At 48.7% G+C, this 24,463-nt stretch carries 18 protein-coding genes; 7 read left to right on the top strand and 11 right to left on the bottom strand.

Going from position 1 to position 24,463, the window contains the following annotated elements; genetic code table 11:
• Positions 1-53: 53 nt before the first annotated feature.
• From ACJJJA_RS18785 to mpl, 4 genes are all read right to left on the bottom strand, one after another.
• A complete protein-coding gene (locus tag ACJJJA_RS18785; protein ID WP_444903029.1) occupies positions 54-2,630 on the bottom strand; it encodes an efflux RND transporter permease subunit in 2,577 nt (858 codons plus the stop codon).
• Between the two features lie 118 nt (positions 2,631-2,748).
• Positions 2,749-3,024, bottom strand: a complete 276-nt coding sequence (locus ACJJJA_RS18790) for an Rdx family protein (protein WP_286036977.1) — start codon at positions 3,022-3,024, stop codon at positions 2,749-2,751.
• 21 nt (positions 3,025-3,045) lie between these two features.
• Complete coding sequence (locus tag ACJJJA_RS18795) at positions 3,046-3,672, bottom strand: flavin prenyltransferase UbiX (RefSeq protein WP_444903030.1); 627 nt, start codon at positions 3,670-3,672, stop codon at positions 3,046-3,048.
• Between the two features lie 29 nt (positions 3,673-3,701).
• Positions 3,702-5,090 carry a UDP-N-acetylmuramate:L-alanyl-gamma-D-glutamyl-meso-diaminopimelate ligase gene (gene mpl, locus ACJJJA_RS18800; RefSeq protein ID WP_444903031.1) on the bottom strand — a complete coding sequence of 463 codons (1,389 nt, stop codon included), beginning with the start codon at positions 5,088-5,090 and terminating at the stop codon, positions 3,702-3,704.
• A 280-nt stretch (positions 5,091-5,370) separates the two neighbouring features.
• Between mpl and ACJJJA_RS18805 the strand changes: the two genes are divergently transcribed.
• Positions 5,371-6,633 carry a 6-phosphofructokinase gene (locus ACJJJA_RS18805; RefSeq protein ID WP_444889544.1) on the top strand — a complete coding sequence of 421 codons (1,263 nt, stop codon included), beginning with the start codon at positions 5,371-5,373 and terminating at the stop codon, positions 6,631-6,633.
• Between the two features lie 704 nt (positions 6,634-7,337).
• The gene (locus ACJJJA_RS18810; RefSeq protein WP_444903032.1) at positions 7,338-9,149 is read left to right on the top strand and encodes a hypothetical protein; all 1,812 of its coding nucleotides are present in this window, start codon (positions 7,338-7,340) and stop codon (positions 9,147-9,149) included.
• A 115-nt stretch (positions 9,150-9,264) separates the two neighbouring features.
• On the opposite strand, the gene ACJJJA_RS18815 is transcribed toward ACJJJA_RS18810, so the two are convergent.
• From ACJJJA_RS18815 to ACJJJA_RS18825, 3 genes are all read right to left on the bottom strand, one after another.
• The gene (locus ACJJJA_RS18815; protein WP_444903033.1) at positions 9,265-9,630 is read right to left on the bottom strand and encodes a VOC family protein; all 366 of its coding nucleotides are present in this window, start codon (positions 9,628-9,630) and stop codon (positions 9,265-9,267) included.
• A 35-nt stretch (positions 9,631-9,665) separates the two neighbouring features.
• Positions 9,666-10,040 (bottom strand): hypothetical protein, encoded by a 375-nt coding sequence (locus tag ACJJJA_RS18820; RefSeq protein ID WP_444889542.1) that lies wholly within the window; start codon positions 10,038-10,040, stop codon positions 9,666-9,668.
• Between the two features lie 265 nt (positions 10,041-10,305).
• On the bottom strand, positions 10,306-13,152 hold the full coding sequence (locus ACJJJA_RS18825) for an ExeM/NucH family extracellular endonuclease (protein ID WP_444903034.1): 2,847 nt from the start codon (positions 13,150-13,152) through the stop codon (positions 10,306-10,308).
• A 195-nt stretch (positions 13,153-13,347) separates the two neighbouring features.
• Between ACJJJA_RS18825 and ACJJJA_RS18830 the strand changes: the two genes are divergently transcribed.
• Genes ACJJJA_RS18830 through ACJJJA_RS18840 form a run of 3 tightly spaced genes read left to right on the top strand, consistent with a single transcriptional unit; the run spans position 13,348 to position 15,372 of the window.
• Positions 13,348-13,887: a MarR family winged helix-turn-helix transcriptional regulator gene (locus ACJJJA_RS18830; protein ID WP_444903035.1), complete on the top strand. Its 540-nt coding sequence runs from the start codon at positions 13,348-13,350 to the stop codon at positions 13,885-13,887.
• The gene (locus ACJJJA_RS18835; protein ID WP_444903036.1) at positions 13,884-14,846 is read left to right on the top strand and encodes a S41 family peptidase; all 963 of its coding nucleotides are present in this window, start codon (positions 13,884-13,886) and stop codon (positions 14,844-14,846) included. Before ACJJJA_RS18830 ends, ACJJJA_RS18835 begins: the two co-directional genes overlap by 4 nt.
• A 55-nt stretch (positions 14,847-14,901) precedes the next feature.
• Entirely contained in the window at positions 14,902-15,372 is a 471-nt protein-coding gene (locus ACJJJA_RS18840) for a GNAT family N-acetyltransferase (RefSeq protein ID WP_444903037.1), read from the top strand.
• Here ACJJJA_RS18840 and ACJJJA_RS18845 read toward each other — a convergent pair.
• The gene (locus ACJJJA_RS18845) at positions 15,365-15,964 is read right to left on the bottom strand and encodes a pyridoxamine 5'-phosphate oxidase family protein (protein WP_444903038.1); all 600 of its coding nucleotides are present in this window, start codon (positions 15,962-15,964) and stop codon (positions 15,365-15,367) included. The genes ACJJJA_RS18840 and ACJJJA_RS18845 overlap by 8 nt on opposite strands.
• A 103-nt stretch (positions 15,965-16,067) precedes the next feature.
• Between ACJJJA_RS18845 and pdxR the strand changes: the two genes are divergently transcribed.
• Both pdxR and ACJJJA_RS18855 read left to right on the top strand, forming a co-directional pair.
• Complete coding sequence (gene pdxR / locus ACJJJA_RS18850; RefSeq protein ID WP_444903039.1) at positions 16,068-17,540, top strand: MocR-like pyridoxine biosynthesis transcription factor PdxR; 1,473 nt, start codon at positions 16,068-16,070, stop codon at positions 17,538-17,540.
• A gap of 314 nt (positions 17,541-17,854) precedes the next feature.
• A complete protein-coding gene (locus ACJJJA_RS18855) occupies positions 17,855-19,195 on the top strand; it encodes a hypothetical protein (RefSeq protein ID WP_444903040.1) in 1,341 nt (446 codons plus the stop codon).
• Positions 19,196-19,599: 404 nt separating this feature from the next.
• On the opposite strand, the gene ACJJJA_RS18860 is transcribed toward ACJJJA_RS18855, so the two are convergent.
• From ACJJJA_RS18860 to ACJJJA_RS18870, 3 genes are all read right to left on the bottom strand, one after another.
• Positions 19,600-20,511: an alpha/beta hydrolase gene (locus ACJJJA_RS18860; protein ID WP_444883926.1), complete on the bottom strand. Its 912-nt coding sequence runs from the start codon at positions 20,509-20,511 to the stop codon at positions 19,600-19,602.
• An 11-nt stretch (positions 20,512-20,522) separates the two neighbouring features.
• On the bottom strand, positions 20,523-20,900 hold the full coding sequence (locus ACJJJA_RS18865) for a YybH family protein (RefSeq protein WP_444889533.1): 378 nt from the start codon (positions 20,898-20,900) through the stop codon (positions 20,523-20,525).
• Between the two features lie 866 nt (positions 20,901-21,766).
• On the bottom strand, positions 21,767-24,226 hold the full coding sequence (locus ACJJJA_RS18870; protein WP_444903041.1) for a ricin-type beta-trefoil lectin domain protein: 2,460 nt from the start codon (positions 24,224-24,226) through the stop codon (positions 21,767-21,769).
• Positions 24,227-24,463: the final 237 nt, after the last annotated feature.

A 24,463-nucleotide genomic window follows, 5' to 3' on the forward strand; every position in this document is an offset into this window, starting at 1 on the left:
AAAAAGCCGCGCAATTGCCCGGCTTTTTATTGCTAGCTCTAAAAAATATTCCCTCAGGCCTTGGCTGCGCCCTCTGGAATTTCCACCTCACTTCTATCTACAGAACCGGCACCCAGAGGCTTGAATATCACCAGTAACAGTGGCAACAAAGTCAGTGAGCCCAGCAGTGCCGCGGACATCGCCGAGGCGGTCAAGAGGCCAAAGTAAATAGAAGGCACAAACTTGGACAGCGCCAGGATCGAGAAGCCGGCAATAATGGTGATCGCCGTGTAGAACATGGCGCGACCGATAGTTGCATGGCTGCGATGCATGGTAGCCAGGTAATTGCCGTCTTTGGCAAACTCGGCGCGGAAGCGGTACAGATAGTGAATCGCGTGATCCACCCCTATACCCACGGTAATCGCCGCAATGGTGATGGTCATCATATCCAATGGAATACCGGCGAGCCCCATACCACCGAGTACCACACAGGCCGCCAGCATATTCGGTACCAGCGCGATAATGGCAATCGACAGAGAACGGAACAACACAAGGAACATTAACAGGATGCCCACAAATACCGCCCCCAGGGTCAGGATTTGGGACTTAAACAAGCTCTGTAGCATATTGTTGTAGAGCACCAGCAGTCCTGTCTGGTGGATGTTTTCCGGCGCTATACCCATTTCATTATGCGCGTAATCGTAAATGCGCTCGATCAATTCGCCACGGCGCAGATTCGGATCAGTCTCCATCACCCGCAGGGTGATGCGGGCCTGATTGTTCTCAACCGAGAGGTAAGGGTCTACCAATACGCCGCGGATTTCCGGCGGCAGGCTGGTATTGGCCACTGCCAACTCAAAGTCATTGAGCTGACCACCTTTCAGGTCACGAGCCACTTTGTACAGAGTGGCGAGGGACTGCACCTTGCCGATCTCTGGCTGTTCCTCCAGGTAATCGTGCAACTGTTCCAAGGTATTGAGACCAGCTACGGTAAACCAATAACTCTGTTCCTGAGACTCCTCTTCTCCGCCGAAAGGGTCATCTGAGGCAAAGGGATCTTCCTCTACCGCAAACGGATCTTCCTCCGCTTCCATGGCAAAAGGGTCTTCCTCACCTTCGAAGGCAGGCTCCTCTTCCACAGGCTTGTCGAGGATAATATCCAGGGTCACAGTGCCGCCCAGGCGGCGGTCAATCACCAGCATACCCTGGTAAATTTCGGTGGAATCATCGAAGTAATCGATAAAGCGGTTTTCCACTTTAAGCTGCAGCATTCCCGCCACACTGATCACCGCAGCGGCCAGGGACACCCCCAACACCACAAACTTATGGCGCTCGGCAAAGCTAGAGAAACGCAGGGTAAATGCATGGGAATTATCCTCACTCACTTTGCCCTGGCGCTTGGGCAGGATCATCAGAAAACTGGGGATAATCAGGAAGGACAACATCAGGGCTAGAGTTACCCCCATCGTCATCATCCAACCAAAGTCGATAACCGGGCGAATACCACTCACCACCAGCGATACAAACGCAACGATAGTGGTCAGGGCCGTGTACAGACAGGGCTTGGCCATAAACCGCACTGTCTGCAGCACCAGTGTTTCACGGCTCCAGTCGGGGTTTTGCGCAATATATTCGCGGTAACGCACCGCCAGGTGGATGGTGATCGCCAGGGTAATAATCAGCAGCAGCGCGACAAAGTTTGCGGAAATCACAGTCATGCGCCAGTCGAGCCAGCTGAGCAGACCCAGGATCATCACTGCGGTGGTGACACAGGTGAGCAGCGGTAACAGCACCCAGCGGGGCTGACGGAAGATCAGCAACAGAGTCAGAATAATAAAGACGAGGATGCCCACACCAAACACTACCAGATCACTTTTGATAAAAGTGATCATGTCCGAAGTGATCATGGTCACACCGCCGAGGAACAACTCTGCCTCGCCTTTGTAACCGGCGAGAATCCCCCGCACCTCATCAACTCGCGCCCGCGCTTCCAACTCCTGAGCAGTGCGGTGCTCCAAATAAACGGCACTCACCTCTTCCAAGCGCGCAGCCTCTTCCGGGCTCAAGCCCTCAGTATTGCGCTTGCGGCGCAGGGCATCGCGCTCGCGCACCAATTCTATACCGTGGCTATCCAGCGTCAGATTGGCGAGCAGTGCGGTGGTCTGGCCATCCGGGCTCAGAATCAATTCGCGGTAAATAGGGCTGGAGAGAAACTCCTGTCGGGCCAGGTCTCGATCAGTATCTGCCTGGGACAGGGTGCGAATCTCATCGGTGATATCGGTTAAAGACAGCTTGGGGCTGTACAGCAAAGGGACATCGAGGATGGTCTGTACACTGGAAACACCATCTACTCCGGCCAGCTCATCGCGTAACTTGGCCAGAGCTTGTAGAGATTTATCGCTAAACAGGTCGCCATCCTTATAGCGATAGGTGACCACCAGGAAGTCCCCGCTAGCGTAGCGCTCAGCGATCTCACGAAAATAATCCAGGGACTCATCGGCCTCCAGGGTGAGGGAGTCCGCCGAGGCATCGATCTTGAAGCGGGGCAAGCCCATCGCTGCCAGCAGGGTGAGCAGGCCGATAACTACCAACACAGCCAGTGGCCGCTTGGTTACCAGGTATTCATACGAGTTCTTGAAAGCTGACAGCATAGGTTTTTGCTTCTATCCAATAAATCAGTGGGCCGCAGTACGGCGCATATTTTGATCGCCCCGGCAGTGCTGGTGCAAATACAAAATTTGCGTTTACACGGCGCTATTGGAAATATTTTCAGGGAGTATCGATATGTCCCAGATCGCGCTCGGGAAACAATAGGTCCCGCACGCGCCGCTTGAGTTCCTTTGCTCCGGGAAAACCGCCATCGCGCTTGCGCTCCCAGATCAAATTTTCACCAATGCGGATTTCGAATACTCCTCCAGTTCCGGGTTGTAATGCAACCTGTTGTAGGTCATCCGCAAAAGTGTGAAGCAACTCCTGGGCCATCCAGGTAGCCCGCAACATCCAATTGCACTGCACACAGTAGTGGATGGTTATGCTCGCTTTCACTATTTTTTATCTCCCTGTGACCTACTCACCCCAAGCCGGCAACAACTTTTGTTCCACGCCCAACTGATCGAGCAGTCTCGCCACCACAAAATCGACTATGTCTTCGACCGTGCGCGGCTTCTGATAAAAACCGGGGCTGGCCGGCATAATCATCGCGCCCATGCGGGTGAGTTTGAGCATATTTTCCAGGTGAATCTCCGAGTATGGCGCCTCGCGCGGAACCAAAATCAACTGGCGGCGCTCCTTCAACGCCACATCCGCAGCGCGCTCAATCAGATTGTTGGAGGCTCCACAGGCAACGGCCGACAAAGTGCCACCGCTGGCCGGGCAGATCACCATGCTGGCCGACGCTCCAGTGCCGGATGCCACCGGCGAAAACCAGTCGCGCTTGCCAAACAATTTCAACTGGCCCTCCTGGGCGCCGAAGCGATCGGCGAGAAAAGCCTGCAGTGTGTCATCGTCGCCCTCAGGCAGTTGCAGGTCGGTCTCTGTATTGATCACTACCTGGGCCGCCTCAGACATCAACAGCCAGACGCGCACGCCAGAAGCGAGCAGGCACTGCAACAAACGCAGGCCGTATTGGGCCCCGGAAGCCCCAGTCATGGCCAGGGTAACGGTTTTATTAAATGTGGCTTGCTGCAAGATCACTTCCCCGATCACTAAAATGCTGACTCTATTCAGGTCGAATAGTTATATTTTTGCTCCAGGGCTCCAATCAAACGCTGATGGATACCACCGAAGCCGCCGTTACTCATCACCACGATATGACTGCCCTCGCCGGCGAGCTGCAGTGCCGATTCCACACCATTCTCGATAGTGTCAAAAATCTTGGCCGGCACCGGAGAGTGGTGAGTAACTTCATTCAGAGACCAATTCATCCCTTGGGGCTGATACCACAACACCATATCCGCACCGCTACAGGCACTGGCCAACTGGCCCTGATGCACGCCCATACGCATGGTGTTGGAACGGGGTTCAATCAAGGCGATGATCTTGTCCTTGCCCACTTTGGCCCTGAGGCCCGTAAGCGTGGATTCGATCGCAGTTGGGTGGTGAGCAAAATCATCGTAAACGCGGATACCAGCCACTTCGCCCAGGCATTCCATACGGCGCTTTACGCCTTGAAAACGCCCAAGGGCAGAGGCGCTTAGCTCTGGTACCACGCCCACATGACGAGCTGCAGCCATAGCGGCGAGACCGTTGCGCACATTGTGCATACCGGTGAGATCCCACTCCACGCGCGCCACTTCGGCACTCTCGAATAGCACGGTAAAACTGCTGCCATCCGCGGCGATATCCACCGCTCGCCAGTCGCCGGCACTGATTCCCGGCTGATCCTCACTGGCAAAGCGCTGAACTTCACTCCAGCAACCCTGCTGCAATACCTGCTCCACATTATCTTCTGCGGCGCTGACAATCAGGCCGTTGCCGGGCACCGTGCGAACTAGATGATGAAACTGCCGCTGGATCGCCGCCAAATCGTCGAAGATATCGGCGTGATCGAACTCCAGATTGTTGATAATCACTGTGCGTGGGCGGTAATGCACAAACTTAGAGCGCTTATCGAAGAAGGCGGTATCGTATTCATCTGCCTCCACCACAAAGAAAGGGGACTCCCCTAGGCGCGCCGAAACACCGAAGTTACCGGGTACACCGCCAATCAGGAAGCCGGGCTGCATATCCGCCGCTTCCAGAATCCAAGCCAACATGCTGGCAGTCGTGGTCTTGCCGTGAGTGCCCGCTACTGCCAGTACCCAGCGCCCGCCGAGGAAATGGTCACAGAGCCACTGGGCACCGGATGTATAGGCCAGCCCCTGTTCAAGTACCGCTTCTACGGCGGGATTACCGCGGGACATGGCATTGCCGATAATGACCAGGTCTGGGGCCGGCTCCAACTGAGCCGGGTCATAGCCCTCGGTGATCTGAATACCCACCTGCTGTAGTTGAGTGCTCATGGGGGGGTAAACATTGGCATCGCTACCGGTGACCCGGTGTCCTTCGGCCACCGCTAATTGGGCTAGGCTGCCCATAAAGGTGCCGCAAATACCGAGAATATGGATATGCATGGCGAAAATCTGTACTCCTGGGGGTTGCGGCGCAAGCTTACCACGGCAAAACAGGCCAGTAATTGCCAAATGCCCCGTTTGCCATGCAATTTACTCGCTATTCCATTAGACTCCGCCCCCGCACAGATCGGCCTCACCCCCGTTAGGGTGGTAGGAATTTTCCAGCTACGGCCGACACCCGATACGAGCTCCCGGAGTTCCCCACTGGCGCCGCCGAAGAGCGTCCGGCGGACAACCGGATCGGGTCACTTCCCAAGATCTCTATGAAAACAGGATAACCATGTCGAAGAAGAACGCCTTTTACGCGCAGTCCGGTGGTGTGACTGCCGTAATCAATGCCTCCGCCTGCGGCGTAATAGAAGCTGCCCGTGAAAACCAGGACAAAATTGGTAAAGTCTATGCGGGGCTGAACGGCATCCTCGGCGCATTGCGAGAGGAACTGATCGACGTGAGCCAGGAAAGTGTGGAAGACATCGCCGCACTGCGTCACACTCCCTCCGGCGCCTTTGGCTCCTGTCGCTACAAGCTGAAGAGCCTGGAAGAGAACCGCGCAGAGTACGAGCGCCTGATCGAAGTATTCAAGGCCCACGACATCGGCTACTTCTTCTATAACGGCGGCGGCGACTCCGCTGACACCTGCCTGAAAGTCTCGCAACTGTCTGAGACCATGGGTTATCCAATCCAGGCCATCCATATTCCCAAAACGGTCGACAACGATCTGCCGCTAACCGACAACTGCCCCGGCTTCGGCTCCGTAGCAAAATACGTTGCAGTCTCAACCAAGGAAGCGGCCATGGACGTAGCCTCCATGTGCGCCACCTCCACCAAGGTCTTTATCCTCGAAGTGATGGGTCGTCACGCGGGCTGGATTGCCGCCGCCGGCGCCCTGGCCCAGGAAGAAGAAGGCGATGCACCGCACATCATCCTGTTCCCGGAAGTGGCCTTCGATAAAGAGAAGTTCTTGGCCAAGGTGCAAAAGACCGTGGACGAGAAAGGCTACTGCGTAATCGTCGCCTCCGAGGGCGCCCAGTACGAAGACGGCACCTTCCTCGCCGATGCCGGCACTACCGACGCCTTCGGTCACAAGCAGCTGGGCGGTGTGGCACCAACCCTCGCCAATATGATCAAAAGCGAGCTGGGCCTGAAATACCACTGGGCACTGGCCGACTACCTGCAACGCGCCGCCCGCCATATCGCCTCCGCCACCGATGTGGAGCAGGCCTACGCAGTCGGTCGCGCCGCCGTGGAAATGGCGGCAGCCGGCAAGAATGCGATTATGCCGGCAATTATTCGTGCAGAAGGTGAAGAGTACAGCTGGTCTATCGCAGAAGCGCCGCTGTCTGAAGTGGCCAACGTCGAAAAATTTATGCCGAAAGAATATATTAGCGAAGACGGCTTCGGCATTACCGAGGCGGGACGCGAGTACCTGTTACCGTTAATTCAGGGCGAGGACTACCCCCCCTACAAAAACGGCGTACCCCAGTATGCAAAATTAAAAAAGCAGCTGGTGGAAAAGAAGCTGGATACTGAGTTTAAGGTGTAATCTTAAAACTCTTTCATCTAGATTTAAAAAAGCCCCCGAATAAAACCGGGGGCTTTTTTATTGAATATTGTTTAAGCGCTTGTTACTGCTACTCTACATCCAATCAAAATAAAAAATCATTACTATACAATTTAGCTAAATGAAACGTCTGTTCCTGATTTAGCTCTTACTATCTTCAACTCTGACTGCCTGGAGCTGAAATGCCACCACCCCCCTTTATTCTCATTTTAAAATCCAAAATATCTTATTGACACCACCAACCTGCCACTAAAGCCAGAAAAAACCATCATCCTAAACCCTCTAAAATTACCGCTGAAAATATCTAACAAGATGCTCTTTTCTTTGTGGTAACTTTATATTTATTCATATCTCTACCAGCCCCTAGCATGTAAACACAACCCGCTCAAAAAAATCAGCCACAACCGCAGAAATCGCCGCTCCAGCTCACCCACCAAACAAAAATAAAATCAAAAATCCTGAAAACTGCAAAAATACACCCTTCCTTTTGGTACAGAATTCTTAAAAAACATCCAAACAGCAAGTGGCACAAAAGTGCAAAATTTTCAATTCTCGAAAAAATAATCTATAGAAGCCCGCCAATTAAAAAAATTTTTTTGAAAATATAAAAATTATAGAAAGTAACATTTGAATTCCTATAGATTCAAACTGCATAATCAGGCGCCAAAGATAACCGGTTAAAAGTTATGAACAGAAAAATTATAAAGATCTCCCTAATTGCCTTACTCCTATCCGGTTGTAGCGGTGGCGGATCTGGTAGCAGTAGCACCGGCGATACTGCTGAAAAAAATCCACCGGTAGCAAGTACCCCTTCAACAGGAGACGGTACTCCACCGGCAACAGAAGATCCCTCAAATGGAGGTGACACCTCTATTGCACCAGAGCAAGTAAAGCTAATTGCTTTAAGTTTTGAGGCAATAAAGAAGTTCCGCTTCGCGTGGATTGATGCTGAAAATGCTAGCCACTATCATTTACTGGAAAACCCCGATGGGGTTTCCGGTTTTAGACGGGTTGCTGAATATATTCCCCAAGGTAATGAATCCCTAACACTCAAACTAGAAACAGCACTCTATTCCCGAACTAATGCGCAATATATTCTACAGGCCTGCAACGGTGAGGGATCTCAAGAAAGATGTAGTGATTCAACGATACTTTCTGTTGACGATTTTTTACTGACAGGAAGCATTGGCTATTTCAAAGCGAGTAATACAGATGCCCACGATGATTTCGGCAAAGCAATCAGCCTTAGTGCTGATGGCCAGACCCTAGCAATAGGGGCACCTCGAGAGGATAGCAACACCACAGGTGTTAATGGAGATGGAAGCAATAATGATGCAGATGAATCCGGTGCGGTGTATATATTTACTCTCAGTGAAAGCGGCTGGCAACAGCAGGCCTACCTTAAAGCCAACAACAATAGAAAGTGGGAGTATTTTGGTTCAGAACTCAGTCTGAATGCCGATGGCCAGACTCTCGCAGTAGGTACTGATAGTGGTGTTTATATCTTCGCCCGCAATGAAGATGACTGGCAGCAACAAGCCTACCTTAAAGCCAGTGATACAGATGCCTCTGAAAACTTCGGTGATTCACTCAGCTTTAGTAGCGATGGCCAAACTTTAGCTGTTGGGGCTTCAAGAGAGGATAGCGGAGCAGTCTATATCTTCACCCGAGATAAAGGCACCTGGCAACAGCAGGCCTACATAAAGGCTAGCAATAGCGATGAAAATGACCTTTTTGGTTATACTGTCGGCCTCAGTGCCGATGGCCAGATACTCGGAGTGGGCGCACCAAATGAAAATAGCAGTGCTACCGGTATTAACAACGATCAAAGTAACAATCGCACATATAATTCTGGTGCGGTGTATATCTTTGCCCGCAGTGACACCGACTGGCAACAACAGGCTTACATAAAAGCTAGTAACACTGATGAAGGTGATTATTTTGGTTCTTCACTCAGTTTAAGCGCAGACGGCAAGGTCCTGGCCATAGGAGCTACAGCTGAGAGTAGCAATGCTTCCGGTATTAATGGCGATGCAAATAACAACCAGGCAACGGGTGCTGGCGCAGCTTATATTTTTATTCGCAACAACGATACTTGGCAGCAACAGGCTTATATTAAGGCAAGTAATACAAATTCTTATGACCGATTTGGTGGATCTCTCAGTCTTAGCGCCGATGGCCAGTCCCTAGCGGTAGGAGCCATTCGGGAGGGTAGCAGTGCCATTGGCATTAATGGCGATGAAGGCGATAATAGTGCAGATTGGTCTGGTGCCGTGTATATCTTCGCCCGAAGTGAGGACAACTGGCAACAGAAGGCCTACCTAAAAGCCAGTAATACCGAAAAGGGAGACTATTTTAGTTTTGGTAATATCAGCCTCAGCGCAGATGGCCAGACCTTAGCGGTAGGGGCCTTTCAAGAAGATAGTGGCGCCACGGGCATCGGCGGCAATCAGCAAGATAATTCAGCATACTCTAGCGGAGCAGTATATATCTATTAGCGCTTAATTAGCCGATGAGAAACAAACTGAATTATCAGCTTGAGGGCTCAGCGAAAATTTCTTAGCAAAAATTAATAAGCCCCCACGGGGGCTTTTTTATTGGTGCAACCTAAAATTACTGTTTCTCTCCGATATCTGACCAAACCGCAAATTCATTGCCGCTGGGCTCGGCAAAATGAAAGCGCCTTCCTCCGGGGAAAGAAAAAATAGGTTTGACCACCTTAGCACCGCACCGCTCGACTTTTTGTAACGTATCTTCCAGGTCAGAACTATAAAGTACTACCAACGCGGCACCATTCACTGCTGAGCTGTGCATATCCGCCTGGAAAAAGCCACCGTCCAAGCCTGCGCCGGAGAAAGCGGAGTACTCGGGTCCATAATCTGTAAATTCCCAGCCAAAGGCCTCAGTGAAAAAAGTCTTGGTCTTTGCCAGACTCTTAGATGGGAACTCTACATAATTAATTTTTTCATGATTATCCATACCAAGCTCTCCCGATATTTTAATTTAATTCTCCCCTAACCAACGACGGGTTTTTCCGGCGTCTCCACCACCCGAAAACTGCCATTGGCCAGCGCGAGGGGTTGATCGTTATGCATAATAACTGCGCGATCCATCATCAAGTCAAAATCCAACATGGCGTAAAGAACAACTCCACGTCGGCCCTGGTAGATATTCGGCCGATAAACCAGTGCTGCCATGCGTACTCCCATAGGCGCGTACGAGTAACTGGCTTCACATACCAGCTTACCACCGGCAGTGATATAGCAGTTGGATTCTGACTCATAACTGACAATATAGGTGGAGAGATCAGGGAAATCCCCCACCTCGGAATAATGGGTGCCAGTCCACTCCAGGCTTAAACCTACGAGACTTTTGAATGCACACGACATAAAGGGGCGCCCCTGTAACCCAACAAGACAGAACCTAGTATGGTCCTTCTTTCTCCCAAAGGGGGTCATCAGCTTAAAAACAAATGGGGGCAATTAATTTTTTAAGGAGTGCGAAATAAAAAAGACCGCACCACCAGGGTGCGGCCATTCGCTTCTAGGGAAAAGCTATCAACTCAAAGAATCCTGGTGAAGCGACGACAGGGAATTCAAAACCCCAGCGCCAGGGCAACCAGAATATTTATTATTAATCAAAAATTGACATATATCATCTTGGCCAGGAAATTTTTACTACTTGAGAGGCGCTGTCTTCAGCGTCCTCACCATCAGTCACTGTGAGGGTAATTTCGTAATTACCCGTTTGTGCGTAGCGATGTAACGCCCAACGACCGTTGCGCTGCACTCCATCCCCAAAATCCCAGTGGTATTGCAGTTTATTATCACCACTGTATTGGCTGCGATCTTCTACCCATACCCAACGGAAAAAGCGATGGAGTTTAAAGTTGGCCTGCAATGAAATCGTATCATCCATCACTTCAACAATCTGTTCTTGTGTGGATACCGCACCGCGATCGTCTTTTACCTGCAAACGTACCAAGTAATTACCCGGCACATCGAAAGTGTGGCTGGGGTTTTGCTCGCTACTGGTTACACCGTCGCCGAAATCCCAGGACCAGCTCAACAGCTCACCATCTGCATCAGTGCTGTTATCGATAAAATTAATCAACAACCCTTCAGACTCCCAGCTGAATTCTGCCGTGGGCGCTAGGTTATCTGCACTCAGATCCAGCTCAACAATTAAGGGATCGTGATCGGATGCACGGAAGGGGCCTGTAGAGTAGAGGTTTTCCTGCTGCTCTAGGCTCTTGTGTTCAAGGTTGTAATCCAGCACTCGCGGTTCATCGGCATTGATATGCCAGTCCACAGCGGCAGTAACCAACGGAGCCAGTGAAGGGCTGGCCAGCGCATGATCCAGGTAGCCAGACTGGCCGTCATAGACATAGGAATAAGCCTGTCCCGCTCCGTACCATTCCAGAAGGTCGGTATAACCCACCCCTTCAAGAGCCGTAATTGGGTTTTCCATGGCGTAGCTGTTGAGGTCGCCCAGCACTAAAACACGGTCAACTCCAGTTCCGGTGGGGTCATTCTCAACCCAACTCACCAGGGCATCGGCAGCCTGAGTACGCAGAGCATTCCAGCAGCCCTGGCCATCCCCCTGATCGCTGTTCAGGCTGCCATCATTTGGACAACTTCCCTTGGATTTAAAGTGGTTCACCACCACGGCGAGACGCTCACCGGAGGAGAGTTCGGCAAATGCCTGTAACAGCGGCTGGCGGTTACCGTCATCAAAAGGATAATCCTGCAGAGTAACGGCGCTGCCAATCGGCATAACACGGTCGCTGCGGTAAATCATGCCCACGGCGATTTCATCACTACCCAGCTGCGTGAGGTCCGGCTGCACAAACCGGTAGCTCTGTCCTGATGCTGTAGCATTGAGCCCATTGACCAGATCCTGGATGGCACTATCGACACCGTAGCCGTCATTTTCCAGTTCCATCAAGCCGACAATATCGGCTTCCATACGCAGGATTGCAGAAATAATTTTCTCTCTTTGGCGCTCAAATTCTTCCAAAGTATCGGCACCGCGCGAAGTGGGAAAGCCACCTCCGTTGCCGTCACCATTGAAGTAATTCAGCACGTTAAAGCTGGCAACACGCAGGCTGCCATCACCCGGTAAGATGGGCGCTTCATCGCGTAGATTGACCGGGGTAAATTGGGGGACTTCCACAGGGTGAACACGGTAGGCACCAAAGCCGTACCCCATCACTCCGGTAAGGCCCTCCAGAGTATCGCCACTGCGCAAGGTGTTAGAAGCGCTGAGACCCGAGGCCGGATAAGGCATTGTCTCGGGGTTTTGCACTGTGGAACCATCGTCCAGAATAATCTGGTTGAGTGCGTTGGCTTCCACTTGAGCCGCCGCTGCGGCGCCCGGCATATTATTGTGGGTGGGGATATACAGGCGGCCGTTGGACAGGATCACTTCGCCATAGCGGCCCAGGTTGTAATGACCGTTAACGGTGAGGCTCTGTGGGAATTCAACCAACATCCCTTCGAGCTGCTCCTGCTCTGCCACAGAGCCAAACGGCATCTGTACATTAGCCGCCGTTACCTGATAGCCGCTTCCACAAATGCTGACACCATCGATCTGATTCAACTCTGTGAAATCAAAAAACTCATCGACGATACCCCCCACGCGCACCAGGTCGCCAACTTGCACACTCACACCGAAGCCATTGTCGTGTACAAACAGTCCTTCTGAAGTCGCATCCACGCCATCCTGATCGCTGTCCTCTTCCTGTAGGAAGAAACCAGCCAGGCCGGTATTGGGATCTTGGAAATTGCCGACAACCACCGCCTCAATTTCGTGGCGCTCGCCTTCAAGCGCACTCGCGGTGCCGCTGCCCTGAATCTGGCTGATTAAGGTTGCTGCATCGCCACAGGCCCCCAGCTCGATACCGCCATTACCGTCACCATCTCCATTGCCACCATCGGCGCCGTGCCAGCCCAGGTGATCAAAATTATTCAACCCCTCACTGGACCACTCCAGAGCGGGATCGAAGGTGCTGTTGCCATCGGAGCGGCCTGTCTGCACATCCAGATTGCGTACCAGGGTTTGGTTTTGTGTGCCGAGGCTGCTATTGCCCCACTGGCTGCCGGGGTCAGTACCAATTTGGCCGATCACATCGACAAAACCATTGGGACCTACAAGTGCTACTACATCGTCACCATTAAACAGGCCACTGGTGTAAATCTGGTCGGCCTGATCCAGCAACACCGTATCGGCACTGCCATGGGCCAGTACAAATACCGCACCGCCCTGCAGGGTACCACTCAAAGCAATGTTCGCGGAGGCGCTATCGGAACCATTGAAAAAAAGCTGGATGGCGTAATCACTCAGATCAATCGCAGTTTCACCGCCATTAAAAATTTCCAGCGCTTTATTGTTACCACTGCCCTCAATGTACTCCGAGATAATGAGGTCGCTGGCTTGGACCTCTGCAGCCATCAGTGGAAGACCCAGGGCTGCCAGAGCAGCCAAGCCAAATTGTTTCATCGTCGTTATTCCCAGTTGCCTGATACGGATTAAGCGGCGCAAAGAGTGGCGGGGAATTCCTAAATTTCGATGAAACAAATGTTAAATTTCGGTTTCATTGTGTGGTGATTGGAAAGGCTTGGCATTCGCGGGCAACCTAAAACCGTGTATCCGCGATCAAGCGAAGGGTTAACGGGTTCACAGGAGGTTGAGGAAATGCCACAGCGTAGGGAGATACTCTACAATCATTTATATAAGCACTTATATAAATTCAACACTATGAAATACAGCCAGCTGGGTACTCGCCTCAGGCATTTAATCGAATTACTGGATGGCGATGTCGCAGATAGTTACCGCACCTGCGGTATTAAAAACTACAAGCCGCGCTATACACCGGTGATGCGAGCCCTTACCCACAAGAGCCCGGTCACCATCAATGAAATAGCGGCCAGTGCCGCAATCTCCCAGCCGGCGGTCAGCCAGACGGTCAGAGATATGGTCCAGCAGGGATTATTAGAAATCCTCACCGGGGAGGATGCACGCCAGCGCAAGGTCCGTCTCAGCCGTAAAGGCCAGCGCTTACTACCAAAGCTTGAAGTCCACTGGCAAGCCACCGTTGAAGCGGAACGTTCATTAAATCGGCAACTGTCTACACCTCTAACAGCACTCGCCGAAGAGGCGATTGCCGCTCTGCAGGAACACCCCTATCTCGATCGCATTCAGCAGTGCACTGCCAAGGAGAATAAAAAACCATGAAACTGATTGCCGCCTTCAGCCTGGCCCTATGCCACACCATCTCTTCAGCGACTTACGCAAGTGACAACGATGAGGATTGCCGGTTTAATCCCACCGTAGTTATCCAATCCGCCGCTAGCGCTATTGCAGAAACTTATGTACTCGCAGATAAAGCCCAGAGTGTTTCCCTGGCGTTATCTGAGATGGCCAGTAGCCCTGAAGCTCTGCGCCTTTGTCGGGACTCCGAAAATTTTGCCAAGCTAATTACCGAGAAAATCCGAACACTGTCCGGAGACAAGCACTTCTATTTGGAGCCGGTAAGCCCTAATGAAGATTCCAACAACTGGATAGCACAGTGGCGGGCCGAGGCGCCCAAGAACAACTATGGTGTAAAGAAACTAGAGTTATTGCCCGGTAACATTGCCTACTTCAAACTCTCTTCATTCCACACTTTTGAAAATGCCCGGCAAAGCCTGGCCGCGGCATTTACCCTGTTGCAACACAGTGACGGTCTGATATTGGACCTGCGCAATAATGGCGGAGGTGATAGTGATACAGCCACTGCCATCCTCGAATCCTTTGTGGACCCCACTAACCCCCTACCATATGTCATTGAAACCAGAGAGAAGCAACATTCCCCTGAACGCATCAAAGAACTTCCTTGGCCAGCCTATGGCACCCAGAGACCCATGGTAGTACTGATCAATGGGCGCTCCTTCTCCGCATCAGAAAGCATCGCCTTCTCGCTGCAACAACTGGGTAGAGCCACTATTATCGGTAGTGCCAGCGCCGGCGGAGCCCATATGATGGATGCGCCTCAGACCCTGCCATTTAGCTTTGAAATTGGAATTCCCTCTAGTCGCCCGGTTTCGACTTTATCTAAGGAACTGGTTAACTGGGAGGGTCAGGGGGTGAGGCCGAATATTGAAAGCAGCGAGCAAGAAATTTTACAGGTGGCGTTAAAGGTTCTTAAAAAATAAACTGCGTTTTAAAGCACACCCAAACTTTAAAGCAATGGAAATGTAGAACTCAACAATGCGTACATCTTTACAACCTATAACCCAGAATAACTATGAGGCGGTCTGCGATCTGGATGTCGCCGAAGCGCAGCAAGAATACGTCGCCTGCAATATGTGGTCACTGGTGGAGGCACAGTTCAATTCAGGGTATGAAACCCGTGCGATTTATACGGGAGAAAAGCCCGTTGGTTTTCTTATGTGGGTGAAAGAGAGCCGTGAAAAAATTTCCATTTGGAGATTTATGGTTGACCAGAATCAGCAGGGGAAGGGGATAGGTAGGGCTGCGCTTCAGCTAGCCCTACAAGAAATCCGGCAAACACCCAATATCGAGCAAATAGAAATCTGCTACAACCCTAAAAACCCAGTGGCTAAAGACTTTTATTCCAGTTTTGGTTTTACTGAAGTGGGTATGGATAAAGACAACGAAGATATGCTTGCCATTATCAACCTCACCAACAAAACTCCTGAAGAGGCTGATGCTATCTAAACGGGCAGGCGGGCTTAGTGCCACTCCAAACCGGTAAATCGAGATCTTCTTTATTGTCTGATGGCGCCCCTGTGCGACTCTTAAAAGAACCTTCCTCTATGGTCAGGCGCATCAGGGCCGTACCCTTGCGCTCCTGAGGGTTTGGAGCGCGCACCTGGTTCCAGCGGCCGGGCTCGATATCTTCGATAATAGACTTGAAAACCGCATCAAACTCCTCTGGGTCCTGCACCCGCGCACCGCGGCAAAACAAAACTGCCGAGCGATAGTTGGCACTGTGATGAAAGGCGGATTTAGCCAGGACCCATTCGTCATAGTGGGCAAAGGAAATACACACCTGCTGCCCCGAATCCAGTAATTTCTGCAAGCGGCTTTTATTGAGCACATGAAAATACAAAAAGTCCCCATGGCGCCATACCGTCATGGGAATAACAATCACTTCACCATCCTGGGTAAAACCAATATGCCCCAGCTTCAGTTCATCGACCAAACGATAAATATCCTCGCGGCGATAACTGGCCCTCTTGGCAGCACGGCGCACCCGGCTTTTCGCAGTTACCGGCAGTTCAATCTTTGCGGAATCTGAAACTACCATTCTTAAAAACTCCCACAACGATTTATCAACAACAGATATCGCCAATATAGGGAGTTGCTGGTACTCTGATTAGATCCAGTTTTAATCAGTTAATGGTGCCAGTTTGAGAAGCCCCGATTTTGCCGACTTAACCCTGGACCCCAGGCAACCGTTACAAAGCCAGCTATACCGCAACCTGGTGGAGTGGATTTGCAGCGGCCGTCTCGCAGCAGGGAGCAAGCTCCCCTCCTCTCGTAGACTATCCTCCACCCTGAATATCAGCCGCAATACGGTCACACTGGTGTTAGAGCAGCTCAAAGCAGAGGGCTTTGTTACCAGCCGTGTCGGACAGGGCGTTTTTGTATCTAGCGCCCTACCCGCTTACGTACAGAAAATGCAGCACCAGGCATGGTATTCCCAAGAATCCGATGGTACAGCTCCCTTACCAGGGCTCTCAGCCCTTGGCCAAAAGCTGCAGACTGCCACGGCATTTAAAACCGACAGCGGTGTATCTCTACCTTTTTCACCGGGTATACCGGATCTCAATGCCTTTCCTTTAGCTATTTGGTCCAGACTCTACAGGCGCCACAAAGATAGGTTTCCACTGCTTGGTTATGGGCACAGCCAGGGCCATCCACCCTTACGCCAGGCACTGGCAGAATACCTGCGCAGCTGCCGCGGAGTGCTCTGTGATGAAAGCCAGATCATCATAACCAATGGCGCCCAGGAAGCCTTGAGCCTGTGCGCACAAGTGCTACTAAGCCCCGGCGATACCGCCATCATGGAAAACCCTGGCTACCGCCGCGCCCGCTGGGTGTTTCAAGCCTGCGGCGCCAAGTTGGCATTGGCCGAATTGCAAAGCGGCTATTTAGACGTGGATGCACTGATCAAAAGCCAACTGCACGGCAAAGTCCTCTACACCACGCCAACCCATCAGTACCCCATGGGCGGAGTCATGCCTGCCAGTGAACGGCTAAAGCTGTTGGACTGGGCCAGCAAGACGCGATGCTGGATTTTAGAGGATGACTATGACAGCGAATTTTCCTTTAAGCACAAACCTGTCGCCGCTCTCCAGGGAATGGCAGAGCATACCCCGGTTATCTATATGGGCAGCTTCAGTAAAAGCCTGCAGCCCGGCCTTCGTTTAGGTTACATGATCGTTCCCAAACCCTTTGTACAGGCATTTGCTCGGGCAAAGGAAATACTCTCCGGCCACTCCCCCCTACTTGCCCAGGCGGTTGTTGCCGACTTTATTGACGAGGGACACTTCGTACGACACCTGCGCAAAATGCGCATCAACTATCGGGAAAAATGGCTGCATTTTTGCGACTTGGCACGAGATAAACTTGAACCCCAGGCGCAACTCATCGCAAGTAGTGCCGGAATGCACTTGGTACTCGCCACGCCCGGCAGGAATGACCTAGAACTGTCAAAGCAATTAGCCCAGCACCGCTTCGGTAGCACGCCACTTTCTTTTTTCTACCCCGATAAATCATTGAACCATGGCCTGGTATTAGGGTTTGCCAATACCAGTAAACAACAACGAGAGGACTGTATAGATCTTCTGCAGAGTTTTTTAACACACTCATTCAGCTAGCAAACTTTCAATATCATTATTATTGGCAACAGCATTTCTATGCCATGGTCAGTAGAAAATATTGTTAGTGTATTTCTTATATACACTCACCCCGCATATGCCTGGCCAGCCCTAGCCTGAAGTTATCCACGCTTTCCTATTGCCGATAAAGACAACAACTTGGATGAAAACACGCTGAAATAGCGAACTTTTTTTGGCACAAGGATTGATCTATGGGGGTCGAATTCAACTAGGCTGGGTTTATGCACAATTCCAGCCAAACTTTAGATACTAGCCAAACAAAAGCGGCAACCTCGCCAACTGCATGGCTAGCCATGATAAGCCTTTTTTTAGGCGCCGCTTGTATCCAACTGGTAATTATGCGCTACCTGAATGGCGAGATGGCTCCGCAGGCCTTTGCAGCCGTATTAGAGCAGCTTATTCGAACGGAAGAAGTCCCCGCAGCTATTCAATCTTTAGCCATATTTTTCACCCCGCACATCACTAGCCTGACTTACTCACTGCATTTTGTCATTCTACTTGCCGCGGTACTCTTAATATTGCGGGTATTAATGACCCTAGGCGCCCTACTCATGTTTGTGAGCTTCATAGTATTATGGGGCTTTACTTATATGGGCGAAAATAGCTGGTTCTTTGAGTTTTTATCACCGGCTTTATATGCATTAGTCTTAGCGGTAAGCAACTATAGCCTCACCCCAAATATTCAGAAACCATCCGATCAAGCCTTATCTCATCCAACGCCCTATCACCAGCGTCTATTGGGCAGTATTCAGGCACCCGATATAAGCTTTTTGTCCTGGTGCCTCTGGGTGATTGTGGCATCTAGCGTGCTGTTCGCGATATTTTTGATGTCGCGTAACGGTGGCAATCACATACTTCTAGCCAGCCTTTTATCCAGTATCACCATTGCCGCCCTAGCAATACTTTCAAAATTTTTAGACCGATATCGCATAGTCTTACAGACAGAACAATCCAACCTACTGGTAGGGCGTTGGATTAACCTGTTCACCATCACCATAGGTGTTATGTTGATTTTCCAGGTTTATGAAGACAGCTTACTGAACTGGTTTACCGTAGAGGGCTATAGGGGGCTGGTGAAATCCTATGTAGAATACGGAAACACCCCGTTATGGTTTCGCAACGCATTAGCCTGGGTTGCAGAGCATGCCAATATTTTTATGCCCATTCAAAGGGTTTTCGAAGTCTCTGCCGCAATTTGCATGGTCATATTAGTTTTTCGGTTCCCTATCGTTCTATTGACTACCGGACTATTTGCCATTCTTTCCTTTACCGAGTTCGGCGTGACCAACGTTTGGCCCCCAGCCCCTGGCAAGCCCCCGGCCTGGGTATTTGAGCTACTACTCACAACTTTGGTGAGCTTAACTTGTGGCCTCTACTACCTTTTTGATGCTTTAAAATACAAATCCTGGCGTTACTGGCTGCTTGGTTCCAAGGTGTTTAAATCCATATCTAAGCTGGATAAACATCTATTGTTTATCTTGTTTTTTATCCTGGAGATAATTGTATTTTCAGTGAGCCCATCCAGCAAAGAAAACGATGTAATAGCATTGCACTTGGCAGCGCTCACACTGATTCCTTTATTTTATATATTGATACTTATAGATATTTATAGAAAAGACAGCACAAAACACTAATCATCAATCCGACTTAATCTTGGTCAAACTGATAAGCGTCCATTCGCGGCTCTCTACTCTTTTATCCACATAATTTATTCACACAAAAATTTAGCACAGGAATCAGAAAAACCTAAACCAAAGGCTTGGATAAAAATTCAATATCAAAAACAGGTTACTAAAGAATTAAAAGCTTGTTAAAGCTGAGCACAGTATTTCTATATTAAAAAAACAGACAAACTCTGAGCCATACAACTTGGTTGTCAATAGAGGCTTATCTTTATTACTTGAAACCAAGTTAGAAAAATTAAGCTATTTATTTAAAAGACACCCCACCTAGGATTTATCTACAATTTATTTCAAAACTTTAAATACTGTTTAGACAGGAGGACATAGACATTACTTGCCATGCCCTAGTTTTAGCACTAAACCAAAATATGATTCAAGAGATAACTTAGCACTTCATCATCTTCGACAACTAATCTTTCAAGCAAATCAAGATGATCACGATTATTTGCAATGATAAAATGACAGGGATTTCCGGACTTTAATAGCTTTTCTTGGTACTCCTTTGTCTGACGAAAAAACTCAGGGGTATCAAATTCAGGTACTATCAAATGTAGTGGACAGAGCTTTCTACCTTCACTTAGCGGCATTAACTGTGGGCTTACCTTCTCCGCCGACTCCATTGACATATTAATCGTGTCATTGACAAAGCTATTCACCAGTGGACGGATATCGAAAAGCCCAGCCAGAGAAAATGCGCCTTTGAACTTATCCTGCGTAGATTTTGAAATATCAAACTGGCTCCAATCTGTCTGATGTAACATCCCAACTAACTGACCACCTGCCGAGTGCCCCATCAGGTAAACTGCAGGCGTACCTCTTAGCTCTGCCTCCTTAAGTACCTTAGCCATTGCATACTGTGTCTGTTTTACTATGGACTCCATAGGCACGCCATTATTCCAATCCTGGGCCATACGATAACCAGGCATATAAACAGCAATCCCTTTTCTATTAAAAGGCTCAGCCAGAAAGGAAAACTGCTCTTTTGAGAACCATTGCCACCAACCTCCATGGATATAAATGACTATGGGTGCATCTTCAGCAACATTCTCAGGCCTAAAAATATCCATTGAACCTGAAAATTCCCCTTCCCCAAAACTAACTGTTTGCAGTCCACCTTTGATCGCCTGTCGGTAATTGGAGCTGTGACTCTCTGTGAATTCTACATGAGCTGGTAACAATTTTTCTGGCGGCAAACGATGATTCCACAGAGTCGGATTGTACTGTTCGTCAGTTTTTTCCCGGGTAAAACTATTCCAATATTCGTTCATGTTATATCCTTTCACTTCGCATTTTTGTCCAAGGCTTCAAAATGGTCCTCACGCAGGCGCATAGTACCGTCCTCCTGGAGAACCCAGAGCTCTCGTGTAATTACCCCTTGCGCGTTATTCATTCTCCAGTTGCTGGAAAGTACGGTTGAAGTGTCATCTACTGCCTCGATTTTTGTATCCAGATAAGTCACATCCGAGAACCCCTGAGCCACAAGGTTTTCCCAAAAAGCCTGTATCTGCTCCCGCCCCTGGAATAGCCCAAATGGCTTGGCCATCATTTGCGCATCTTTTTCGTACATAGAAGCGCAGCCTTCTGCATTTCCTTGGTTGAAAAATGACTTCCAACGCTCGCTGGCTATTACAGTTTTCTCAATTAATGCCTTATTCAAATCAGATTCCTCTTCACGATAATTAAGTATTAACTTTCTGCAAGCATAGTGCCCCAGACACCGCCTTTTGATAAACAGCCATAAAGTTAAATTAGTGTTTAGAAGAATTAAACAATGAAACCCTAACTAGAAGATATGCAAGTATTTCTAGCTGTTGTTAAAATGTGCAGTTTTACGGCAGTGGCTAATAGCCTGTCACGTACTAGACCGGCAAAGCCAAACGGTAACCCAACTGGAAAGAGGTCTGGGAATGAGGCTACTATACCGAAGTACCCGAGTGCTCTCGTTAATGTAAGCAGGCACGCAGTTCTACATTACTTGCCATAAAATAAGTATCCACCATTTTTATGGTCTAAATAAATCAACTGGTAGATCCTCTCCTGATGTAACGATACACCGTTATATCTCTTTAAATAGATGGCTGTCTGCTGAAGATTTAACTCTTTCCGAGTTAGGCTGCCTATTTGTTGCCACACAACACCAATCACTTTCCGTGCCTTATCCGCTTGCAGGCTTCTTAGCTCCTCAAACTTGTGTGCTTGCCCTAGGCGATATCCTCGCAATCCAGTATTGCCTCATAGCTCTCAACCGATCGTCAGAGGGTACCCCATCAAGAGGTTTGCTATTACTTTCTGGGAGTGTCCAGCTTTTCTTGGACTGTAAATCTGGTATCGCTGATTCTCACTCAGTTGATAGCAGCTCATCAGCGCCGATCTCTTGGTTGCGAGAGGTGACGATTCTATCAACTAAGCCCTCCCGTACTAATTGCACTTATAATCCGAAACCAAGACCAGATAAAATTCCAGACAATCCTATCTATAAAAACGCCCACTAAAGCGGGCGTTTTTATTAGAGCTGTTTAGTTCTTACTCTCCAATATCATAGAGGGTCCAAATTCTTGACGCAGTAGTATCACTACAGTCTCCTTTTGAAAGAGCCCCAACACCACTATTAGTACTCAGTTTTACTGTTTTCAGGCATTCACCAGTAGCTCTATTCCTAATACTGAAATAGTTAACCCCAGAATAGTTATATGGACCAAGGAAATCCCAGGTCGTAGAATCACTCGGCACACCGCTTGGTACTAACTGTTCGTATTTACGAAGATCGGTATCGTTACTGTCTTCGATATACTCGTCATTAGTGATATCATAGATCATGTAACCGCCATTATATTTTACGAGTGCCATGTCTGTTAGACTACACGATCCATTGAAATAGGCAGTCTGACCCGTGCCCGCGTTTGCAGTATATCTTTTACCCATACAACGACCAACAGTCGATGTATTATCCTTTAGATAGATTCTCTCGGCATTTGAGGAATTGGGTAAATCTACAATATCAAATGCAAACAATTCACTTACTGCTGTATCAAGATGACAGCTAGCTGCAACTAGACTTCCACTCTGGTAATCAAGGCACTGTCCGGTATATCGATTTTGCAGTTTAAAAACACCATCACTATTCCAGTCTGAAAAATCCCAAGTAGCAATATCTCCTATCGCAGGGGAAAATAAGATCCCAGAACCTTCCATATTTATCAAATTCAATCCATTGTGTGACACACGATAGCCGCCGTTGTATGGAAGAATTTGATAGATAACCGAGTCTATATCACAGCTTACAGTTGCACCAGCATTGTTAATGCACTTTCCCTCTCCGGTATGTCGCATACTGACTAAGGAATGGGTATCAGGGATATCGACTCCATCAACCTCCCAAAAATCACCCTCAATTTCATCACAATCAACCGCTGTGAGGCTGGCATTATCATCAAGTGCTAAACATCTTCCTGTACTCGCATTAATAAAATTAGGATAAGGGTCTAAGCCCCAAGCACCTTCTTTTTCGGCTATCCACTTGGAGTCCAACCCTTCTCCAGACCGAATAACGAAGCCATCAGAGTCTTCACCTTTGTCTTTAAAATTCCTGTTATCAGATATCCGAGTTATTTTAAAACCATCTTCAAATGGACGGAACATAAAAACATTTTTACTGATATCGCAAGTATACTGTGCTTTTGCATCTGAACCGACACATAAATCGGTATCTAAGTGTTTCAGTCTCACACCACTATAAGTTGGTACTGAAAAAGCCTCATAGAGTCGCATTGTATCTTCATCTAGCTGGGCCACGCCTTCCGGAGTGACGTGACTATACCAGTCCCAAGAGTCTACAACCGCTGCCAAATTATGAAGAATATGGTTTCTTTCTGCTTCATCTGGATATTTATCATCACTAGCATATACCCCCTCAGGAGTAATATCTGCTAAATGGTGTTCTCGGGCGCCCTCACATAAGCTTGAACCCTCAGCAGTATAAGAGTGGCCATAATAATCATCTGAATATTTATTTTTATCACACTCGGTTAGCATTAGTTCTCTGTAGGCGCCCAATTCTGAATTATACACATCTACAGCTGCAGAAATCATACCCGGTATTTTTGTACTTTCAGTAATGAAAATACCAAGCATTTCCAGTACCGCTTTGTATGAGTCAAACTCGTCACCGATTACCCGGTCAAAAGTTAAGAAAGTATTATAGTCTGCATTACAATTCGCTACGGAACCTTCTGGGGCAGTTAAATAAGAGTCAATAAATTCAGAAGTGTCATACTTAATTGTTTCTAACAGTTCAGGGTCAACGAGTTCATCGCTATCTATACCATTCCAGGTTGGATAATTTTCCTGATTAAAACAGAAACGATTAAATTCTCTTCTGTGTAAGAGTTCCATTTGAATAATGGAAACAAAAGCTGGCGCAACATTGTAAACCAAAGAGTTATACTTAGACTTCAAAATCTTTGGGTTTTCTGCATTCACTTCATCCAGTGTATTTTTTATTGTGGCCCCTAATTTTACTGCCAGCCCTTGATAGGCGTCTGCAACTTCATCATGGTAATACAAATTACCTAAATCAATAATTTCTCGTTTTGAATCTGATAAAATTTGATTTAGTGTATTAAGATCAGCTTCAATAAAGGCCGATTCTAGATCAGAAATTCTATTATTAAATTGCTGCAAACAACCAACAAGCTCTGGATCTGCCCCGTCTGTGGTTTCTTTGACAAATCCCCCGGTTATTGAACCATAAACAATTGGATACAAACCTTCTAGTATTGAAAAACCAGAAACGCCCAGCGCTGTGCTTACCACATTGTTAGCAACAACCATTCCTATCGCTTGACCATCAAGCTTTACAGCTGAGGTGGGTTCTCGTGAAGCATAGTCATAACAAGCGCCAGTTAGTTCCGCTGCGCTGGCAGACTGGTAAGCAACAGCTAGGGCAACACCTGCACATAAGCCTACCCGTTTCATAATTTTCATTTATTTAGACCTCTTAAGAGATTTTTTACATTTAAATTAGAGCAAATTCCCATTTAAATTTAGCCAAATAAGCTAAACAAAAGTAAGGTCCAGTTTTGAAAAAAACATGGTGCCAGAAACAAGATTTTTTAATCTTGAAAGTAAACCTTTAAGTACAATAAATTAACAAAACAATCTAGTTTCAAATGAAACCTTTTGTCGTATTGACACATCACAGTTCAAATCTGTGAAATCCAT

The organism is Microbulbifer mixtoriginis (SeqCode) (assembly GCF_052466865.1).

Coding starts and splice junctions, on each gene's coding strand:
- ACJJJA_RS18830 (WP_444903035.1), top strand. CDS start 13,348: ATGCCACAGCGTAGGGAGATACTCTACAATCATTTATATAAGCACTTA.
- ACJJJA_RS18835 (WP_444903036.1), top strand. CDS start 13,884: ATGAAACTGATTGCCGCCTTCAGCCTGGCCCTATGCCACACCATCTCT.
- ACJJJA_RS18855 (WP_444903040.1), top strand. CDS start 17,855: ATGATAAGCCTTTTTTTAGGCGCCGCTTGTATCCAACTGGTAATTATG.
- mpl (WP_444903031.1), bottom strand. CDS start 5,090: ATGCATATCCATATTCTCGGTATTTGCGGCACCTTTATGGGCAGCCTA.
- ACJJJA_RS18805 (WP_444889544.1), top strand. CDS start 5,371: ATGTCGAAGAAGAACGCCTTTTACGCGCAGTCCGGTGGTGTGACTGCC.
- ACJJJA_RS18870 (WP_444903041.1), bottom strand. CDS start 24,226: ATGAAAATTATGAAACGGGTAGGCTTATGTGCAGGTGTTGCCCTAGCT.
- ACJJJA_RS18785 (WP_444903029.1), bottom strand. CDS start 2,630: ATGCTGTCAGCTTTCAAGAACTCGTATGAATACCTGGTAACCAAGCGG.
- ACJJJA_RS18810 (WP_444903032.1), top strand. CDS start 7,338: ATGAACAGAAAAATTATAAAGATCTCCCTAATTGCCTTACTCCTATCC.
- ACJJJA_RS18845 (WP_444903038.1), bottom strand. CDS start 15,964: ATGGTAGTTTCAGATTCCGCAAAGATTGAACTGCCGGTAACTGCGAAA.
- ACJJJA_RS18840 (WP_444903037.1), top strand. CDS start 14,902: ATGCGTACATCTTTACAACCTATAACCCAGAATAACTATGAGGCGGTC.
- ACJJJA_RS18820 (WP_444889542.1), bottom strand. CDS start 10,040: ATGTCGTGTGCATTCAAAAGTCTCGTAGGTTTAAGCCTGGAGTGGACT.
- ACJJJA_RS18815 (WP_444903033.1), bottom strand. CDS start 9,630: ATGGATAATCATGAAAAAATTAATTATGTAGAGTTCCCATCTAAGAGT.
- ACJJJA_RS18860 (WP_444883926.1), bottom strand. CDS start 20,511: ATGAACGAATATTGGAATAGTTTTACCCGGGAAAAAACTGACGAACAG.
- ACJJJA_RS18825 (WP_444903034.1), bottom strand. CDS start 13,152: ATGAAACAATTTGGCTTGGCTGCTCTGGCAGCCCTGGGTCTTCCACTG.